The organism is Candidatus Marifrigoribacter sp. Uisw_064 (genome assembly GCF_047730175.1).
Lineage (GTDB): Bacteria > Bacteroidota > Bacteroidia > Flavobacteriales > Flavobacteriaceae > Marifrigoribacter.
In genome coordinates this window covers 2,325,736-2,346,585 of the sequence record NZ_CP159833.1, presented here as the reverse complement: position 1 = coordinate 2,346,585, position 20,850 = coordinate 2,325,736, and the positions used below count along the sequence as shown (strand labels likewise).

Below are 20,850 nucleotides of genomic sequence, written 5' to 3'. Positions count from 1 at the left end.
AAATGAACTGTGAAATTAATTAAAATACCACAAATAGTCCTATGCTTTTTTACAAATTATTAAAAAGAATCCCTGTACACATATTAGAATTTTAATATCTTTAGCTGAATTAAATTTTAGCTATATGAAACTTCAATCATTCCTTATTTTATTTATTCTTTGCAGCACAACTTTAGTGGCACAGATGGATAAAAAAACACTAAATGATATAAATGACATTGAAAAACAGGTAATTGAGTGGCGTCATTATTTTCACGAAAACCCTGAACTTTCAAATAGAGAGTTCAATACTGCAAAGAAAATTGCTGAACATCTAAAAAGTTTAGGCATCGAAGTAAAAGAAAATGTAGCGATTACGGGGGTTATTGGGCTTTTAAAAGGAGATCTTCCTGGAAAAGTTATAGCCTTAAGAGCCGATATTGATGCATTACCGGTAACTGAAAGAAATGATTTACCCTACAAAAGTAACGTGACCTCAACTTTTTTGGGTCAAGAAACAGGCGTAATGCATGCTTGTGGCCATGACACTCATATTGCTATACTTATGGGAGTTGCAGAAGTTCTTTCAAAAAATAAACATTTACTCAAAGGGAGTGTGAAATTTATTTTTCAACCCGCTGAAGAAGGCCCACCTCCAGGCGAAGAAGGAGGTGCTAAATTAATGATCAAAGAAGGTGCTTTAGAAAACCCAAAGGTCGATGCAATATTTGGGCTTCATATTGGTTCCAGCACACCCGTTGGAACAATTACGTATAAACCAGGAGGCACCATGGCTGCGGTAGAGCGTTTTGTTGTCAGTGTGAAAGGGAAACAAACTCATGGCTCTAGACCTTGGGGAGGAGTAGATCCTATTTATATTTCAGCAAAAATTATTGATGGATTTCAAAGTATCATTAGTCGAGAATCTCCTTTGGTTGATGAAGCTGCTGTAATTACAGTAGGTAAAATTACCAGTGGTATACGTTTTAATATTATTCCTGAAAGTGCCGAAATGATTGGTACTGTAAGAACTTTGGATCCAAGTATGAGAGAGCTTATCATGCGTCGTATGAATGAAATGTCTAGAGATATAGCAAAAGCTTATGGCGGTTCTGCAACTATAGCGTGGCAAAGTAATACCCTTATTACTTATAATGACCTAGAATTAACTCAACAAATGCTTCCTAGCCTTGAAGCTGCTGCTGGGAAAGAAAATGTTAAACTTGTGAAAGCAACAACAGGAGGAGAGGATTTTTCCTACTTTCAAGAAGAAGTTCCAGGCTTATATTTTTTCTTAGGAGGAATGACCCCCGGAAATAAAGAATCATTTCCTCACCATACTCCAGATTTTAAAATTGATGATAACGGTATGCTTTTAGGAGTAAAAACATTTGTACAACTAACTTTTGATTATCTTAATAACTAATGGACGAAATTTTAAAATATGTAGGAATCATCCCTTGGTGGGCTTGGATTTTAATTGTTATTGCATTAATTGCAATTCGAGACATATTTTTTCAAAAGAGCCACACTGTAAGTCATAATTTCCCTGTATTTGGCCACATCCGTTACTTATTTGAAAGCATAGGGCCAGAAATGCGCCAATATTTTGTAGCTAATAACAGAGAAGAATTACCTTTTAATCGTATTGAACGAGGTTGGATTTATGCTTCAGCAAAGCATGAGAATAATTACGAAGGTTTTGGAACTGATAGAGATATCCATGCGCATCAGCATATTTTTATTAATAATGCTATGATGCCTTATCAAGTTTCAAAAGATCACCCAAATGTTTTAGATAAGTCTTTTTTACCTTGTGCTAAGGTAATGGGAGAGTTCAATAAAAGAAGAAAACCGTATCGCCCAGCTTCAGCAATTAATGTGTCCGCAATGAGTTTTGGTTCACTTTCAGCTAAAGCTGTTGAATCATTAAACAAAGGGGCTCTTTTGGCTGATGCATATCATAATACTGGTGAAGGAGGGTTATCTCCTTACCATAGTCATGGAGGTGATGTTGTTTTTCACTTCGGAACAGGATATTTTGGGGTACGAGGTGACGATGGAAATTTTTCAATGGAAAAGTTAATTAAACTCGTTGAAGAAAACCCTTTTGTTAAAGCGATTGAAGTTAAATTGTCTCAAGGAGCAAAACCTGGAAAAGGTGGCGTATTACCTGGAGCGAAAATTTCAAAAGAAATTTCAAAAATTAGAGGTGTAGAAATCGGAAAAGATGTACTCTCACCTCCAAATCATTCAGCCTTTTCGAATGTGCCTGAATTACTAGATTTCATTGAATTTATCGCTGAGAAAACTGGTTTACCTGTAGGCATTAAAGCCGCAATTGGTAAATTAGAGCAATGGGAAGAATTAGCAGATATTATGAAAGAATCTGGGAAAGGCCCAGATTTTATAACTGTGGATGGTGGTGAAGGTGGCACTGGAGCAGCTCCTCCAAGTTTTGCTGATCATGTTTCATTACCTTGGGTCTATGGATTTAGTGATTTATATAAAGTTTTTCAAAAACGAGGAATTACTGAACGCATTGTTTTTATAGGAAGTGGAAAATTAGGGTTCCCTGCAAAAGCAGCAATGGCATTTGCCATGGGAGCTGATTGTATTAATGTTGCAATAGAAGCCATGATGAGTATTGGTTGTATTCAAGCGCAAATTTGCCATACCAATCGTTGTCCTAGCGGAATTGCAACACAAAGTAAATGGCTTCAAAACGGAATAAATATTCCATTAAAATCTGAACGATTAGCACAATATTTTAAAACCTTCAGAAAAGAGTTGGTTGAAATAACTCATGCTGCAGGGTACGAACATCCTTGTCAGTTTAAAATGAAAGATATTGATATGAATGTCGATGATCACAATTTATCTAAAGAATTAGATAAAACTTTTATGTATAATAAAACTCCTGTACTATTTTTAGGAATGCAAACGTTAAAAGATTGCTCTCATTTAGGAGGGAAAAAATAAAAGCAAATAAAATATGGAAGAAGCAACTCAAATTTTAAGTTATGTAGCCTACTTATTACCCGCAATCGTTGTGGGTCTTATTTCTTATTTCTTTTTTAAAGGCCATACGGCAAATGAAGAAGGAAGAAGGAGGTATTTAATTCAGAAAGAAGCACAAAAGAGCGTGATTCCTGTACGGTTACAAGCCTATGAAAGGATTACGTTGTTTTTAGAGAGAATAGACCCTAATAAGATATTAATAAGAGTAAAACCGTATTCTGACGATATTCAGGAATATGAAAATTTATTGATCAAAAGCATAGATCAAGAATATGAGCATAATCTTTCACAACAAATTTATGTTTCACCGGAATGTTGGAATTTAATAACAGCTGCTAAAAATGCAACGTTGCAAATCATTCGACAATCGGTTATGAATGAGAAAAATGATTCTTCAGATAAATTAAGACACTATATTTTAAATCATTTTATGGGTGAGATTACCCCTTCCAAAAAAGCCTTAGAATACGTAAATAAAGAGGTGAAAGAATTATTTGATTAATAAATTATTAACCAATTCTTTTTCTTTTTTATTCAATTTTTCAAATAAATCTAAAACCTGTTTCTTAAAAGAGTCATTTTTTATATTTTCTGTAAAAATATTTTTTGCTTTTTTCTTAAATCGCCAATTGTGGTGCAAACATGCATTTACTAAACTTTTAACAGAAAGGTCATTCCAAATATTAAGGTTATTTATATAACTTAGTGCTAATTCTCTTATTTCAAAACTATACATTGGAGAAGTATAACTTTGCAATTCTTTTATATATTTATTTTGATTAGTAGACTTATACCCTTCTGTTGCAATAGCAAAAACCAGCCATAATTGTCTAATATTCTTATTCTGAAATCCATGTGCCTTTTTCATTTTCTCTAAATACACGGTTCTATCTTCAGGAAAATTGATCCATAAATAATAAAAAGCGGTCTCCTGTGTAACATATGAAACATCTGTCAATAAGGTTTCATAATAGGTTTTAAGCTCTAAAGGAATAGTCGTTAAGGATCCTGAAATCGCCTGTCGAACCATCACATTATTACTTTCAAAGCCTCTAATATAAAGATCTCGAGTTTCAGTAATAGATTCACCAGCTAATTGAATTATTGCTTCTTGACCAAGATAATCATTAGGAAAAGTCAATACCTTTTTTAACTGTTCTTTTTTATCTATTAAAGGAGCTCCTATTAAAGCTGAAATTTCTAAATAATCAATGATAAAGGGAGATTTTATTAGAGATCGATACGCCTGCTCAGCTTTAAAAGCTGACTGTTGTAACCAATCTGCTTCAAATGTTTTTAAATCCTGACCTGAAACTAAACGGATTTCATTTAAAAAATCATCTGTAGTAACATTTCTAAATTGATAGTTATGTAAATAATTTTTTACTCCTTCTCTAAATGCTTCTGCTCCTACTTGCTCTTGCAGTATATGCAATGCCCAAGCTCCTTTTTCATAAAAAGTTAATGAACTAGCCTTTGGATTTAATAATGACTCTCCTTCTCCATTATCACTTAAAGATTGAAGTTGCTCTGCTGTTTGTAATAATTTCCAATAATAATACTCTTCTCCAAAAATTTCTTTTTCTGCTAACAAGGCATAATAGGTAGCAAATCCTTCTTGCAGCCAATGATGGTCACCAGAGATTTCAGTTATTAGGTTTCCGAACCATTGATGTGCTAATTCATGGGCGTTTACATTGACATAATTTCTGTCTTTAAACCCAATTGAATCTACCACAAATGCTTCAGAAAAAATAGTCGTTGTTGTGTTTTCCATACCTGCATATAAAAAATCACGAACAGGTACTTGTTTATAATTCTGCCAAGGATAAGAGACACCAATTTCATTTTCTAAAAAGTCGAATATTTCTTTGGTATACCGATACGTAGGCTCAACTTTATTGGAATCAATCGGTCGAAAATACAACTCAATTGGAATCCCTGAATTTGATTGAATTTCCTTTTTTTCAAAATTACCAATCGCAAAAGCAGCAAGGTAACTAGACATCCCGTTTTTCATATTAAACTGCCAACTCGTTACCGTATCTAATTCAATTTTTGAAACAAGAGCTCCATTTGCTATTACTGTCTTGTCTTTTTCTGAATTAATGGTAAGGTCAAACTCGATCTTATCGTTCATATCATCAATACTAGGCAACCAATGTGAGGTATATTTACCTTGTCCTTGTGTCCAAATTTGATCTTCTGTAAAATACAGTGTCTGTTTAGGACTTGCTTCGTACGAAAAACGAACTGTATAAATTAAGTCGGTTTCAAAAGTACCTGTAAGCCATATTTTTTTTTCTTCGGAAGAAACTGAAATATTCTTAGCATCCACATCTGAAACTTTCATCCGAATTGCATCCAAATAAATTGAATCGGTATCTTTTTTAGCTTGAAATGTATACGTTACATTACCCTTGATCTCTTTAGCTAAAGGCAATGGTGTTACTTCTGCTTGCACCTTTAAGAAATCTACTATATCTATTTGTTGCCCATTAGCAATTAAACCAATAAAGAATAATAAAAAACAAAATGATTTCATAAAAAAAAAGGTTATTTCTGAAAATCAAAAATAACCTTTTCGCAATACATATATTCTTAATACTATTCTAAAATAATTTTTTTAGTTCCTGTACCGGAAGCATTTTCTAAATTAATAAAATACATACCCGAAGAAAGAGTACTCATATTAAATTGATAGTTATTTAATTCTTCATTTGAATTAAAATAATACGCTTTAACTAGACTTCCATCGATCGTATTTACAGTAACTCTTGTGATTCCTTCCAAACCAATAGTATTAATATTAAACATTCCATTTGAAGGGTTTGGATATACTGTTAGATCATAAATTTTATCATTATTAGTTACCACATTTAATATGTTACCATAAATAACAGGAAGATTACTATGATTTATTATTTGGCCATCTACAAAGTACACTGGGTTGTATCCATCATTACAATCAGCGCAAGTATCGCCCGACACACAATCAGGGTTATTTGGATGACATTCATCATCATAGGTTGGATGAAAACGATAATCTAAATCAATTGAAGTTCCTATATAAGGGTTTAAATCATAAATATCTGGAGGTGAAATTGCTCCAGGGCACCATCCAGCTCTATTATAATTCCATGATCCTTGTTGGCCTGTACACCCATCTGGGTTAGGGTTACAGGTATTCCATAGATGTTGAATAAATGTTTGTTCCCCATCTACATCAATAAAATGGTAGGCGTTAAAAAATTCTGCGGCATTTCCAGAGTTATTAGCTCCCCATCCATGACCTGTATTTGAAAGCCTTAAATATGAGGTATTTACACCCTCTAAAATTTCAGCATTAAAAGTTTCCACTGGCTGTAAATTTGAAGGATCTCCAAAACTATAGCTTCCGTCCCATGTTTCAATAACACCGCTATATGGATATTCTGGAGTACCTTGATTATACTCAAGATTTAAACTAAGCTGCCAACCTCCTGTTCCCCAGGTATCAATAAATACTCTAAATTCAATTTCACCTTGAAGAAGCGACATGTAATCTGTTACATCTAATTCGTGATTACAACCTACACCATAAGGCGTTATATATCTTATAATTTGTATCCAGTTACCATCCGGTCCTTTTACATCTACATGTGCCCAGCGATCCCAATCATCACAACCTCCAGAAATAGCAGGGCATTCTACATCAAAGTAAGCATTAATTGAATCGTATGCATTCACAAATTGAGGCATTGTGTAAGTACCATAAAACCATCTACTATTCTCACCTCCAAACTCAATTACTACATCTTGCAAGGTATTAACTGTTAGTGAAGATGCAGAATTAGTTACAGTCATCGTTCTACTTTCAATGGTTTCAGTTCCATTTGAAGCAGCTGCTCTAATTGATATTTCGTGAATACCATACGATGAGGGTGTCCATAAATAATAATAAAAGCCTTCATCTTCAATTGCACTAAAAACATCTCCATTAATAGTTATTTCTACTAAATCTATGATTATAGGCTCTTCAATAAAAGCATTTACATATATTGGATATGCTTTTAAAGTAGGCATTTCTAATGGATAAGCTTCAGTTAATGGAGTTGTAATAACTGGCTCACCAAGTAAATTTAAGGCATTAGACGTTAATTGTATTCCAAAAAGTAAAATACATAGTAAGTAGATTTTTTTCATTTTAAAATATATTGATTATTAAAAAAGTTTAATACAAAATTATAATTTAGTAGTTTGCAAATTACGAAATTGTATGTTTAAAAATACTATGTTAGTATGAATCAAAATTTTTTTCAAACTCCTATTGATTACCTTAAAGGTGTTGGCCCTAATAGAGCGGGTTTGTTAAGAAAAGAACTTGGGATTCATACGTACCAAGATTTAATGCATTTATTTCCAAGTCGATATTTGGATCGAACCAAGTATTACAAGATATCTCAATTACAAAGAACCAATGCTGAAGTTCAAGTTATTGGCAAAATAACACATATTAAAACTGTTCAACAAAAAAGCGGTAAACGCCTGGTAGCAACCTTCATTGATGAGTCTGGCAAAATGGAACTGGTCTGGTTTCGTGGACAAAAATGGATACAGGAAAATTTAAAATTAAACAAAGCCTATGTTATCTTCGGAAAGACAAATTGGTTTAATGGATTATTTTCAATGCCACATCCTGAAATGGAATTACTAGAAGTTCACGAAAAGAATATTCGATCAGCCATGCAAGCAGTTTATCCTTCAACCGAAATGTTGAATTCGAAGGGAATTAGTAATCGAGTATTAAATACATTAATGCAAACTTTGTTTCTTGAATCAAAAAACAAAGTGACAGAAACACTGTCAAAATCTATGTTAGAAGAACTACAATTAATATCCAAATCTGAGGCTCTTTTCAACATACATTTTCCTCAAAATCAATCGCTATTATCGAGCGCTCAATACCGATTAAAATTTGAAGAATTATTTTATATTCAATTACAATTACTAAGGAAGAATTTACTTCACAAATCAAAAATTAAAGGCTATTCATTTACAAAAGTTGGAGGCTATTTTAATACTTTTTTTAAGGAACATTTACCCTTTAATTTAACGAGTGCACAAAAAAAAGTTATCAAAGAAATTAGACATGATTTAGGTAGTAATGCGCAGATGAATCGTTTACTTCAGGGTGATGTAGGTTCCGGGAAAACCATTGTTGCTCTAATGTCAATATTAATAGCACTTGACAATGGTTTTCAAGCCTGTCTAATGGCGCCAACTGAAATTTTGTCAGTCCAACACTATAACGGATTAAGTTTATTATGTAACGAATTAAATATCAGTATTTCATTATTAACTGGTTCAACTAAAACTTCAAGTAGAAAAAAAATACATGAAAACCTTGAAAATGGCAATTTACAGGTGTTAATTGGGACACATGCACTCCTTGAAGATAAGGTGAAATTTAAAAATTTAGGGCTTGCAATTATCGATGAACAACATCGGTTTGGAGTTGCACAACGCAGTAAATTATGGCATAAAAACGAACTCCCTCCAAACGTTTTAGTAATGACCGCCACCCCTATTCCGCGAACCTTAGCAATGAGTGTTTATGGCGATCTTGACATTAGTGTAATTGACGAATTACCCCCTGGCAGAAAAGCAATAAAAACAGTGCATAGATTTGACTCAAATAGGCTCAATGTTTTTAAGTTTATTAGAGATGAAGTTTCAAAAGGAAGGCAGGTCTATATTGTTTATCCATTAATCCAAGAAAGTGAAGTTTTAGATTATAAAGATTTAATGGATGGCTATGAAAGTATTTCAAGAGACTTTCCATTACCCAATTATCAAATATCAATTGTACATGGAAAAATGAAACCAGCTGATAAAGAATTTGAGATGAATCGATTCATTAAAGGCGAAACTAACATTATGGTTGCCACTACTGTAATAGAGGTTGGTGTTGATGTCCCAAATGCTAGTGTAATGATTGTAGAGAGCGCAGAACGCTTCGGATTATCACAACTGCATCAATTAAGAGGTCGCGTGGGTAGAGGTGCTGAACAAAGCTATTGCATTTTAATGACGAGTCACAAACTTTCAGCAGATGCAAAAACAAGATTAGAAACTATGGTCAAAACCAGTGACGGATTTGAAATTGCTGAGGTAGACCTTCGACTTAGAGGCCCCGGAGACCTTATGGGTACACAACAAAGTGGCGTTTTAAACCTTCGAATTGCTGATATTATTAAAGACCATGAAATTTTGAAAATAGCAAGAAGTTATGCTAGGCAAGTTCTAACAAGTGACCCTTCTCTTTCGTCAATCGAAAACCAAGCTATAAAATCTACTTTTATTCAATTAGTGAAATACAAGAATATCTGGAATTATATTAGTTAATACCCTACTCCTCTAGTAGTTGATTTATAAAAGGTTTAAATTCCTCTTGAAACTCTTTATATTTTTCGCCTGTTGCCGGACCATTAAATCCTGTATGTATTTTTCGAACTTTTCCTTTCTTATCGATAAAAATCGAGGTTGGATAAGACAACACATGATTTAACATCGGTAGTTTTTCATTGGCTTTCTTCTTATCGCTAGTCCCATATTGAGCTAATAACACAGGATATGGCACTTTCACTTTATCAACTAGCCTTTTGATTGCCAAATTTGCCTTTTCAATAGTAGGTGCATATTCAAAAGCTAAAGAAACAAATTCAATGTTTTTGTCTTTATTTTCATTATAAAACTGCGTATAATACTTTGTTTCATCTAAACAATTAGGACACCAAGTACCCATTATTTGCACCACAACAACTTTATTTTCAAACCTTTCATCATTTAAAGAGACCATTTTTCCATTTGTATCTGGAAAAGAAAACTCTATTTTGTCATATCCTTCTTTCAAATAGGTAAGTGACTCTTCTGAAGGCAGTTCATAATTTTCATTTTTAACTGCAGAAAACGGTTCTTTCCAATGATTACCACTATAAAAGAAACCATACATAATATTATCTCGAACCTCAGCTTCAAACAAAAAAGCATGCGCTCCGTCAAAAGTAGAAAGCTTCATTGTTTTCCCATCCATCACTCCTTCTAAATACCTATAATCACCTGTGGTCGTTCGAATTGTCCCTATCACCTTTCCTGCTACTTGCTGAAAAATTCCTTTTGCGATATATCGATCTTTTTTGGAATGCGCACTAAAAACCATTTCCCAACTACCTTCAACATCAGCATTTGACTCATTGATTACCTCAAAGCGTTGAAAATCCCCATGTTTCAAAATAAATGGGACTGTTCTTTGTAAGCTTGGTTTTACAAATTCTCCTCTAATTATTTCATTAGAAACTATTTTTCCTTTCAAAACACCTTCATATACAGGCATTTGGATGATTATAGAATCTCCTATTATTTCAACTTCATTTACAATAATTTTTTCTTCAGCATTAAAAATTGTAATGCTTTCATCTTCATTCAATTTAAAATTAAAAGGCAACAGCTTATTATCTTGCACTGTTAATTCAGCTTTCCAAATTCCTTTCTTTAGCACATTTTCGCTAACTCTATTTACTTCATTTTTACAGGAAATAAAGAGCATTACCATAGAAATTACCAAGCATCCATTCTTCATAAAATATATTTTTATAATCTTATTGCCGAAAGTATTAAAAAATACTTACAAAAATTACTGTAAATAGTATCTTTGCACTTTGAAAATAATATTTAGGAATGAAGATTTCATACAACTGGTTAAAACAGTTTATTAATATAGATTGGCAAGCCGATAAAACAGGCGGATTATTAACGGACCTTGGTTTAGAGATTGAAGGCATAGAATCCTTTGAATCTGTAAAAGGAGGACTTGAAGGAATTGTTGTTGGGCACGTGTTAAGCTGCGAACAACATCCAAATGCGGATCGATTAAAGATCACCAATGTAGATGTTGGTACAGGTGAAAATATACAAATAGTTTGTGGAGCTCATAATGTTGCTGAAGGACAAAAAGTCCCTGTAGCTACTATTGGCGCTACCCTATATGACGCCGAAGGAAAGCCTTGGAAAATTAAAAAAGGAAAAATAAGAGGTGAAGTTAGTGAAGGAATGATCTGTGCTGAAGATGAACTAGGCTTAGGCAATAGTCATGATGGCATTATGGTTTTAGACTCAACGATTACTCCAGGAACTAAAGCTTCAGATGTTTTTGAGATTGAAAACGATTTAATTTTTGAAATCGGATTAACACCAAACCGAGCAGACGCAATGAGCCATTGGGGAGTTGCAAGAGACTTAAAAGCCGGCTTAATTCGTAAAGAAGTAACACTTGAATTAATTACCCCATCAAATAGCCAATTTAGAGTAATTAGCAGAACCAATAAAATTGATGTTGAAGTTGAAAATAATCAATTAGCTCCAAGATATTGCGGCGTAACTATTAGCGGACTTAAAGTAAAAGAGTCTCCTCAATGGATCCAAAATCGATTAAAAGCTATTGGTTTAAGCCCTATCAATAACATTGTAGATGCTACTAATTATGTGTTACATGATTTAGGACAGCCCTTACATGCTTTTGATGCTGTAAAAATTAGCGGTGAAAAGATCATCGTAAAAACGCTCCCTAAAGGAACGAAATTCACAACACTTGATGGTGTTGAGCGCGAATTGCACGAAGAAGATTTAATGATTTGTGATAATGAAAAACCGATGTGTATTGCAGGTGTTTTTGGTGGTATTCATAGTGGCGTAACAGAATCTACAACAAGTATTTTTCTTGAAAGCGCTTATTTTAACGCTGTTAGTGTTAGAAAAACTGCTAAACGCCATGGTTTAAATACTGATGCATCATTTAGATTTGAACGCGGTATTGACCCAAACATAACAGAATATGCTCTTATGAGAGCCGCCTTATTAATTATGGAAATTGCTGGCGGTGAAATTACAAGCGATGTTGTTGACCTATACCCAAAAAAGATAGAGGATCATCAAGTATTCTTAAATTTTGAAAATACCACTAAACTTATAGGTGAAGAAATTCCAAAAGAAATAATCAAAGAGATTTTAACCTCTTTAGAAATAAAGATCAATAATATTACAGAAGCAGGTATAGGCATGACCATCCCAGCATACAGAAACGATGTAACGCGTGAAGTAGATGTAATTGAAGAAATATTAAGAGTCTATGGATATAACAATATTAAATTTACTGAAAAATTAAATGCATCCATTTCGTCTACGCAGGCTGTAGAAGATTATCAAGTTCAAAATAAAATCGCCACACAACTTACTGCGTTAGGGTTTCATGAAATGATGGGCAACTCTCTTACTTCCCCTAAGTATATTGAGCTAAGTGAAATGCTCAATGCTAAATATAATGTCGAAATGCTAAATCCTTTAAGTAGTGATTTATCAGTATTAAGACAATCGATGCTTTTTAATGCATTAGAAGCGTTAGCATATAACAGCAATAGAAAAGCTACCAACATCAAATTGTTTGAGTATGGTAAAACCTATCATAACTATACAAATGGAAGAGCTGAAAACAAACATTTAACACTTGTAGTTTCAGGCTCAAAGAATGATGACAATTGGACGCAGACTCCACAGCCTTCAAGTTTCTTTTATTTGAAAGGAATAATAACAGCTATTCTTGAGCGATTAGGTATTTCAGAATATTCAGAAAATGGAGTTGACAATGATATTTATTCTGAAGGAATTTCATTTGTAAAAAACAAGAAAGTAATCGTTGAAATTGGAATCATTAATAAAAAAATAGCAAATCATTTCAGTATTGATTCTGAAATATTATATGCAGATTTTCATTGGGATGCAATATTAGAAGAACTTTCAACTGAAAACTTCAAGCTAAAAGCTATTCCTAAATTTCCACAGGTAAAAAGAGATTTTGCATTGCTTTTAGATGATTCAGTTTCTTTTAATGAACTAAGAGAAATCGCTCAGCAAACTGAACGCCATTTATTAAAGAAAGTAACTTTATTCGATGTGTATATAGGTAAGAATTTACCAAAAGGCAAAAAATCATACGCTTTAAGCTTTACTTTACAGGATAGTAATAAAACACTAACAGATAAGCAGATAGATAAAATAATGAACAAGCTTAAAGATCGATTTGAAAAAGAATTGGGAGCTAGTTTACGATAAGTTATTTTAAAAAATAGTTAAACTCGACCTGCAATTCTATCTTTTGCTAATTGAAGAATAGTTTGAAATTGATCCTCTAAATTCATTTCAGAATTATCAATTTCTATAGAATCGTTTGTTTTAGTTAATGGAGAGTCTTTACGGGTAGAATCTATATGATCACGCTCAATCACGTTATTTAAAATTTCTTCAAAGGTAATTGAATCACCTCTTTCAAGAAGCTCGGTATATCGTCTTTTTGCTCTTTGTTCAGCATTGGCATTCATGAAGATTTTTAATTCAGCTTCAGGAAAAACCACAGTACCAATATCCCTACCATCCATCACAATTCCTTTATCCTTACCCATTAACTGTTGCTGTTGCACCAATTTCGCTCTTACTGCAGAAAGTGTTGCGATTGGACTTACAAATTCAGAAACACGCAAGGTTCTAATTTCATTTTCAACATTAACACCATTAAGTAGTATTTCAGCCTTGCTATTTAAAGATTCTTTTTGGAAATTTAAAGTGATTTTATCTAATGATGTAATAAGAGACTTTTTATCAAAGTTATTTTCTGAAATAAAATTATTTTGCAATGCATATAATGTGATAGCTCTATACATAGCTCCTGAGTCTACATATACGTATTCTAAAAAATCTGCTAATTGTTTTGCTACTGTACTTTTTCCAGTCGAAGAATATCCATCAATTGCAATTATAATTTTTTTCAAGAGAAATGAATTTTGATACTTATAATTAATAATTCAAAGATAATGAATTAACGAAGTAAATCGATATTAAGTCCAAAAAAGCTAGTGTTTGCTGCAGTACTGTATTTTGAGTAAGTATAGCTAAAACGTAGCTTATTCAGCTTTATAGAAAACCCTGCACTTAAGCCAGCAAATGCTCTTTGCTCTAATATTCTTAGTTCTTCTGCACGTCGTAAATTATACCCTAATCTTATATTAAACCCTTTTTCAGGAAATAATTCAATACCTATAATAGTATGCCTAAAGGCATTGTCAATAAAGTTTATTTTTTCTTTAGTAGTATTTCCTTCAAGATCTGTATCACCTCTGTCTGGATTTGCAAACGCGATATTCCAAACTTGCATATTTTCAAAGGTTAAATGCCAACGAATTGGAATATTTTCAAGGGTTTGAGAAATTCCAAATATAAGCTCAAAGGGAAGTGGTTCATATACATCATCATAAGGAGTAAATTGAGTCCCTAGATTACGAGCTACACCAGTAATATGAAGATCCCAATCCTCATAAACATACATAACACCAATATCTAATGCGCCACCAAATGAAGAGTATTGTTCCAGCTTAGATGATATTAATTTTACATTCACTCCCACATGAAAATTTGTAAACAATATATTTCTTGCATGCCCAACCGAAAGAGCTACCTCTCCTCCGCTAAAATTACTTGTTTGGTTTCCTAATTCATCATACCCATCAAACTTACCGTAATTAATATAGGTAACACCTGCATGAAGTACTTGTGTTCTTCTATCCCATAAATAGGCATAACTAGCTGTTCCATAATTAACATCACCTATATAATTATTATAATTTACAGATAATTGGTTATCCATCGCTGGATTAATTGTAGCAGGATTATATAAAGCTTGTGTTGGGTCGTAATCATAATTAGTTATAACTTTTCCACCTAAAGCAGCTTCTCTAGGAGAATTCACTAAACTTAAAAATTGATAAGTGCTCTTACCACCAACCTGCGAAAACGCTAGTGTTGAAGTAAAAAATAGTGTGAAAAATAAACCTTTTTGGGTCATGAATGTTTAACCTTGTCTTGAATGTAAACGAATACAAGTATAATTTATTTTCATTGTATTAAAAAGGTTTCTAACATCTATATTAAAACTTCTTTTAAATACCGTTTATAAATTAATAATTACAATTTTTTGGCGTTTTTCACCTTTTGATTAGTTAAAGCAAATTTTACAACCTCATCCATTTCTTTTACATAATGAAACGTCAATCCCTTTAAATATTCAGGTTTTATTTCTTCAATATCTCTACGGTTATCCTCACAAAGTAAAATCTCTTTAATATGTGCTCGTTTTGCTGCAAGAATTTTTTCTTTAATTCCTCCCACAGGCAATACTTTTCCTCTCAAGGTAATTTCTCCTGTCATCGCTAAACTTCTTTTTACTTTGCGTTGCGTAAATAAAGAAACTAATGATGTTAACATGGTAACCCCAGCACTTGGACCGTCTTTTGGCGTAGCGCCTTCCGGAACATGAATATGCACATTATACTTATAAAACATATCAGGATCTAACCCTAAACTTTTTGCGTTGGACTTAATATACTCCAATGCAATGGTAGCTGATTCTTTCATTACCTTACCTAAATTTCCTGTAAGGCTCAAGGTTCCTTTACCTTTCGATAAGATTGACTCAATAAATAATATATCACCTCCAACTCTGGTCCATGCTAAACCCGTAACTACTCCAGCAACATCATTACTTTCGTATTTATCACGCTCTAACTTCGGAGCTCCTAATACTTCAATAATCACAGTATTGGTGATTTTAACATCATAAGGCTCTTCCATCGCAATTTTCATTGCTGCGTATCGCACCATTTTTGCAAGTTGTTTTTCAAGACCTCTTACTCCACTTTCTCTTGTATATCCTTCAACTATTTTTTCGAGTTGTGGTTTGGCGATTTTTATATGTTCTTTTGAAAGTCCATGCTCCCCTAATAGTTTCGGCAATAAATGACGTTTTCCTATTTCAACTTTTTCTTCGATGGTATATCCAGAAACATTGATAATTTCCATACGATCTCTTAATGCTGGTTGAATAGAACCTAAACTATTAGCAGTTGCGATAAACATAACTTTAGATAAATCGTACCCTACTTCTAAAAAGTTATCGTAAAAAGTATCGTTTTGTTCTGGATCTAATACTTCTAATAAAGCTGAAGATGGATCTCCTTGACTTCCTATTGAAAGTTTATCTATTTCGTCTAAAACAAACACTGGATTTCCAGTTTCTGCTTTTTTAATGTTTTTCAATACACGACCAGGCATAGCACCAATATAGGTTTTACGATGTCCGCGAATTTCAGATTCATCACGCATTCCTCCTAAGGACATACGCACATACTTTCTACCTAACGCTTCTGCAACCGATTTTCCCAAGGATGTTTTACCAACTCCAGGAGGTCCATATAAACACAAAATAGGCGATTTCATGTCGTTTCTCAGCTTTAGTACAGCTAAGTGTTCAATGATTCTTTTCTTTACATCTTCAAGCCCAAAATGATCTCTATCTAAAATCCTTTTAGCCCTTTTTAAATCAAATTTATCTTTACTGTAAAGATTCCAAGGTAAATCTAAATATAAATCCAAATAGTTTCTTTGAATTCCATACTCAGCAACTTGAGGATTCATGCGCTGTAATTTAGCTAACTCTTTATCGAAATGCTCAGATACTTCCTTAGACCAAACCTTTTCTTTGGATCGTTTATGCATCTCTTCTATTTCTTCTTCTGAAGAATTTCCACCCAACTCTTCTTGTATAGTCTTCATTTGTTGATGAAGAAAATATTCTTTTTGCTGTTGGTTGATATCACTTTCTACTTTCGATTGAATATCATTTCTAAGAGATAATTTTTGCAACTCAACATTCATATAACGCAAAGTTTCAAGCGCTCTTTCTTTTAAATCGTTTGTCTCTAATAATTTTTGTTTTTCGGCTACAGGAATATTTAAATTAGAAGAAACAAAATTGATTAAAAATGAACTACTCTCAATATTTTTAATAGCGAATGCAGCTTCGGAAGGAATATTAGGACTGTCTTTAATGATCTCTAATGATTTTTCTTTAATAGATTCTATAATAGCAGTAAACTCTTCATTTTCAGTGGCTGGTCTTGCTTCAGGCACTTCACCAATCGTCGCAGTCATATAAGGTTCGTTGGTAATCACTTCTTTTACTTCAAACCTTTTTTTACCTTGAAGAATCACTGTTGTGTTACCATCAGGCATTTTAAGCACCCGCAATATTTTTGCAACGGTTCCTACTTTATTGATATCTTTCAGTAAAGGATCTTCTATATTTTCATCGATTTGAGAAACGACACCAATAACTTTATTGCCATTATTAGTTTCATTAATCAGTTTTATTGATTTATCTCTCCCGGCTGTAATTGGTATTACAACTCCTGGAAATAACACCGTATTTCGTAAAGGTAAAATAGGAAGAATCTCCGGTAAATCTTCCTTGTTCATTGCTTCTTCATCTTCGGGAGTCATTAAAGGAATTAACTCTGCATCTTCTTTCAATTCCTGAAATGACAAACTGTCGATTGAGATAAGTTTTGATCTAGACATATATAAGTGTAAGACATAATGTCACACATTCAAGTATAACTTATGTTTCTTTTTTTTTAATTTTAATATTACATTTCTGAAAATCAGCCCTAATAACTATAAGCACAGCTATTTTCAATAATAGTAAGTCAATTGTTATGCCATTTCAAAAGTATTGAAAAGGGAAAATTTATTTTTTTTGAAAATGTACTGTAACAATTTTGAACTAGATGTATCTTTAGGGTAACAATTGTTTATTTATTGGCACTAACCAGCAAAAATATTGAGACGTTAATCGTTCTTTGTCGTAAGGGAAACCAGCTTGCACAATTAGAAGTGTATAATCGCTATCAAAAAGCGATGTACAATACAGCTTTCAGAATTGTAAAAAATTCAGCAGAAGCCGAAGATATTATGCAAGAATCTTTTATCACTGCTTTTACAAAACTTGATTCATTTAAAGGGAATGCTTCATTTGGCTCATGGTTGAAAAGAATTGTTATTAATAAAAGTATTGGTGAATATCATAAATCGAAACGATTTGTAAGTGTATCAGAAAAAGAGATTGAAAATGAAGTAGAAGATGATTTTTCAATTTCTTCGGAAGATATAACAAACACGAAAGTGAAGCTTGTTTTAAAATGCATGGACGATTTACATGATAATTATCGTCAAATTTTAACCCTGCATTTTATTGAAGGTTTTGATTATGAAGAAATCTGTGAGATTTTAAATATTAGCTATGCTAATTGTAGAACACTCATTTACAGAGCTAAAGAAAGTTTACGAACCAAGTTAAAAGTAAGCGTATGAAACGAGCATGTTACTAATTTCATCACTTAAAGGTATGAATAATTGCGAACAAAATACCCGTACTGAGCTTGTCGAAGCATGACCTTTAAAAAACAATAAATATAAACACATGAAAAAAAATGACATTGATGATTTATTCAATAGGCTTGAAGGTACTTATGACATAGGGGAAACTCCTTTAGGACATTCTAATAGATTTTTAAATAAATTAAATAGTGATGCTGCCATTTCAGTTAACACGGAAGCAACATCTCAAAAACCAGTTTATTTTTTAAATTGGAAAAGAGCTATTGCTATTGCAGCAGTTGTTGTGCTTATGTTTAATGTAGGCTCGTTTCTTTTTTCTGAAAGTGACTCTACTGCTGATTTAGCAAGTGTTTCTCCAGAAATGGAACAAACGCAATCCTTTTTTGTTTCTACTCTTAATCAAGAATTACAAACTTTAAAAAGTTTTGATAGTCCAGATGCTAAATTTTTAGTTGAAGATGCTTTAAAACAGATTGATATTCTTGAAAAACAATATGAAGGGTTAAAAACTGACCTAGTCGAGAGTGGTAATGATAATCGAGTTATTTATGCAATGATCACCAATTTTCAAAACAGAATAGAATTATTACAAGAAGTTATTTTAAAAATCGAAGAAATTAAAGACCTAAATACCACACAAAATGAAAACATTATATAGAACAATATTTATTTTACTCTGCATTCCTGCTATAGCGTTTGCAAATAATGAAATAAAAAAAGGAAAGCACACAAAAGAAAAAACAATAAAGAAAGAATTCACTGTAAATCCAGATGCTTTATTAAAAGTGAATAATAGTTATGGAAATATTGATATCGTAACCTGGAATGAAAACCGAACTGTAATAGAAGTTAAAATTACTACCAATGGTAATGATGAGGAAAAAGTTCAGAAAAGATTAGACAATATTTCTATTGAATTTTCTGGGTCAAATTCTTTGGTTAGTGCAAAAACACATTATGGAAATAAAAAGAAATCATCCTGGAGTTGGTGGAGTAAAAATAATACCGATGTCAATATTGAAGTAAATTATACTATAAAATTGCCTATTACTAATAGTGTAGATTTAAATAACAATTATGGAGCTATACTAATTACAAAACTAGAAGGTGTTGCAAAAATTAATTGTGATTATGGGCAACTTATTATAGGTGAATTATTAGCAGATAACAATTCTTTGAATTTTGATTACACTAACAAATCTACAATTGAATATATGAAAAGCGGGAAAATAATAGCTGATTATTCTAGCTTTTCAATTGACAAAGCTGAAAACATAGAATTAAACGCAGACTATACAAAATCTGAAATTGGTGAGGTTTTAAATATAAATTATAACTGTGATTACGGTAAAGTTAAAATCGATAAAGCAGCTAATGTGGACGGAAAAGGAGATTATGTTACTAACAAACTAGGTATCGTTTCAGGTTCACTAAAGTTGAATACTGATTATGGCTCAATAAGTACAGAACGAATACAATCTACTGCTAAAAACACTACCATTACCGCAGATTACACTAATATTAAAATTGGTTTTGATGCAGGGTATAATTTTGATTTCACAATCAATCTTACGTATGCAAGCTTAAAAGGAGATGACTATGTTAATATTAAACATTCTTCAAATGAAAACGGCAAGAAAAAATATTCAGGATATCATGGCAGTAAAAATTCTGGAAATACAATGACAATTAATTCAGAATATGGAAGTGTAACATTAAATAAAATTTAATCAAAAAATAATATGAAAACAATCACAAAAACAATATTCGTAATAGCCTTAACTTTATTTAGTTTTTCGGTTGGGCAATCCCAAAATTGGGGAAAAAATAAAAAAGTAACTGGTAATGGAAACGTAACTACAAAAACAGTGAACACTCAAAATTATGACGGTGTAAAATTAGTAGGTTCTATGGACATGCATTTCGTAAAAGGTTCAGAAGGAAATATAAGTATTACTACCGATGAAAACCTTCAAGAGTATATAATTATAGAGGTAAAAGAAAATAATTTGATTGTTAAAACAAAAAATAATTTTAATCTTAAAACTAAAAAAGGGATTCATATTACTGTTCCGTTTCAAGATATTTCAGATATATCATTAGTTGGCTCTGGAGATATCGACACGAAAAACACCATAAAAAGCACTAATTTAGAATTATCAATAACAGGGTCTGGTGATATTAATTTAGATGTTGAAGCAAATGATCTTAATGCAAAAATTGTAGGCTCTGGTGATATTGTACTTGAAGGAAATACATCTAATCTTAAATTAAAGATTAAGGGTAGTGGTGATTTTAACGGATCTAAACTTTCTTCAAATAGTACTGAAGTAACGGTTTCTGGTTCGGGAGATGCTGAGGTAAATGCAAAGAATAATTTAAAAGCAAGAGTAAGTGGTTCAGGAGATATTCAGTATTCTGGTAACCCAGACACAAGCGATAAAAAAGTATCCGGCTCTGGTACTATCTCATCTAATTAATAAATGAAGTAAGTATAAAAAAAAGCCGCAAATTGCGGCTTTCTTTATCTTT

15 protein-coding genes are annotated in these 20,850 nt (G+C 32.5%); 9 read left to right on the top strand and 6 right to left on the bottom strand.

Going from position 1 to position 20,850, the window contains the following annotated elements; genetic code table 11:
* The first annotated feature begins 124 nt into the window (after window positions 1-124).
* Genes ABXT64_RS10620 through ABXT64_RS10610 form a run of 3 tightly spaced genes read left to right on the top strand, consistent with a single transcriptional unit; the run spans window position 125 to window position 3,502 of the window.
* Window positions 125-1,405, top strand: a complete 1,281-nt coding sequence (locus tag ABXT64_RS10620; protein WP_443632907.1) for an amidohydrolase — start codon at window positions 125-127, stop codon at window positions 1,403-1,405.
* Window positions 1,405-2,961, top strand: coding sequence for an FMN-binding glutamate synthase family protein (locus tag ABXT64_RS10615; protein WP_443632906.1), 1,557 nt, complete (start codon window positions 1,405-1,407; stop codon window positions 2,959-2,961). Before ABXT64_RS10620 ends, ABXT64_RS10615 begins: the two co-directional genes overlap by 1 nt.
* A gap of 13 nt (window positions 2,962-2,974) precedes the next feature.
* Window positions 2,975-3,502 carry a DUF7935 family protein gene (locus ABXT64_RS10610; RefSeq protein WP_443632905.1) on the top strand — a complete coding sequence of 176 codons (528 nt, stop codon included), beginning with the start codon at window positions 2,975-2,977 and terminating at the stop codon, window positions 3,500-3,502.
* Here the strand turns inward: ABXT64_RS10610 and ABXT64_RS10605 are convergent.
* Together ABXT64_RS10605 and ABXT64_RS10600 are read right to left on the bottom strand one after the other, a co-directional pair.
* Window positions 3,491-5,545 carry a M1 family metallopeptidase gene (locus ABXT64_RS10605; RefSeq protein ID WP_443632904.1) on the bottom strand — a complete coding sequence of 685 codons (2,055 nt, stop codon included), beginning with the start codon at window positions 5,543-5,545 and terminating at the stop codon, window positions 3,491-3,493. The genes ABXT64_RS10610 and ABXT64_RS10605 overlap by 12 nt on opposite strands.
* Window positions 5,546-5,607: 62 nt before the next feature.
* On the bottom strand, window positions 5,608-7,185 hold the full coding sequence (locus tag ABXT64_RS10600) for a T9SS type A sorting domain-containing protein (protein WP_443632903.1): 1,578 nt from the start codon (window positions 7,183-7,185) through the stop codon (window positions 5,608-5,610).
* Window positions 7,186-7,281: 96 nt separating this feature from the next.
* On the opposite strand from ABXT64_RS10600, the gene recG reads away from it, so the two are divergent.
* Entirely contained in the window at window positions 7,282-9,387 is a 2,106-nt protein-coding gene (recG, locus tag ABXT64_RS10595; protein ID WP_443632902.1) for an ATP-dependent DNA helicase RecG, read from the top strand.
* A gap of 4 nt (window positions 9,388-9,391) precedes the next feature.
* Here the strand turns inward: recG and ABXT64_RS10590 are convergent, their stop codons facing one another.
* Entirely contained in the window at window positions 9,392-10,621 is a 1,230-nt protein-coding gene (locus tag ABXT64_RS10590) for a peroxiredoxin family protein (protein ID WP_443632901.1), read from the bottom strand.
* Window positions 10,622-10,719: 98 nt separating this feature from the next.
* On the opposite strand from ABXT64_RS10590, the gene pheT reads away from it, so the two are divergent.
* Complete coding sequence (gene pheT, locus ABXT64_RS10585; RefSeq protein WP_443632900.1) at window positions 10,720-13,146, top strand: phenylalanine--tRNA ligase subunit beta; 2,427 nt, start codon at window positions 10,720-10,722, stop codon at window positions 13,144-13,146.
* Window positions 13,147-13,163: 17 nt separating this feature from the next.
* On the opposite strand, the gene cmk is transcribed toward pheT, so the two are convergent.
* The 3 genes from cmk to lon all read right to left on the bottom strand — a co-directional run bounded on the left by cmk (window position 13,164) and on the right by lon (window position 17,499).
* The gene (cmk, locus tag ABXT64_RS10580; protein ID WP_443632899.1) at window positions 13,164-13,859 is read right to left on the bottom strand and encodes a (d)CMP kinase; all 696 of its coding nucleotides are present in this window, start codon (window positions 13,857-13,859) and stop codon (window positions 13,164-13,166) included.
* Between the two features lie 47 nt (window positions 13,860-13,906).
* Complete coding sequence (porQ, locus tag ABXT64_RS10575) at window positions 13,907-14,929, bottom strand: type IX secretion system protein PorQ (protein ID WP_443632898.1); 1,023 nt, start codon at window positions 14,927-14,929, stop codon at window positions 13,907-13,909.
* Window positions 14,930-15,048: 119 nt separating this feature from the next.
* Entirely contained in the window at window positions 15,049-17,499 is a 2,451-nt protein-coding gene (lon, locus tag ABXT64_RS10570; RefSeq protein ID WP_443632897.1) for an endopeptidase La, read from the bottom strand.
* Window positions 17,500-17,739: 240 nt separating this feature from the next.
* On the opposite strand from lon, the gene ABXT64_RS10565 reads away from it, so the two are divergent.
* The 4 genes from ABXT64_RS10565 (at window position 17,740) to ABXT64_RS10550 (ending at window position 20,798) form a co-directional block, all read left to right on the top strand.
* Entirely contained in the window at window positions 17,740-18,291 is a 552-nt protein-coding gene (locus ABXT64_RS10565; RefSeq protein WP_443632896.1) for an RNA polymerase sigma factor, read from the top strand.
* A 109-nt stretch (window positions 18,292-18,400) separates the two neighbouring features.
* A complete protein-coding gene (locus ABXT64_RS10560; RefSeq protein ID WP_443632895.1) occupies window positions 18,401-18,976 on the top strand; it encodes a hypothetical protein in 576 nt (191 codons plus the stop codon).
* Entirely contained in the window at window positions 18,960-20,048 is a 1,089-nt protein-coding gene (locus tag ABXT64_RS10555) for a hypothetical protein (protein WP_443632894.1), read from the top strand. The genes ABXT64_RS10560 and ABXT64_RS10555 overlap by 17 nt, the downstream gene beginning before the upstream one ends.
* Before the next feature lie 12 nt (window positions 20,049-20,060).
* Entirely contained in the window at window positions 20,061-20,798 is a 738-nt protein-coding gene (locus ABXT64_RS10550) for a head GIN domain-containing protein (RefSeq protein WP_443632893.1), read from the top strand.
* Window positions 20,799-20,850: the final 52 nt, after the last annotated feature.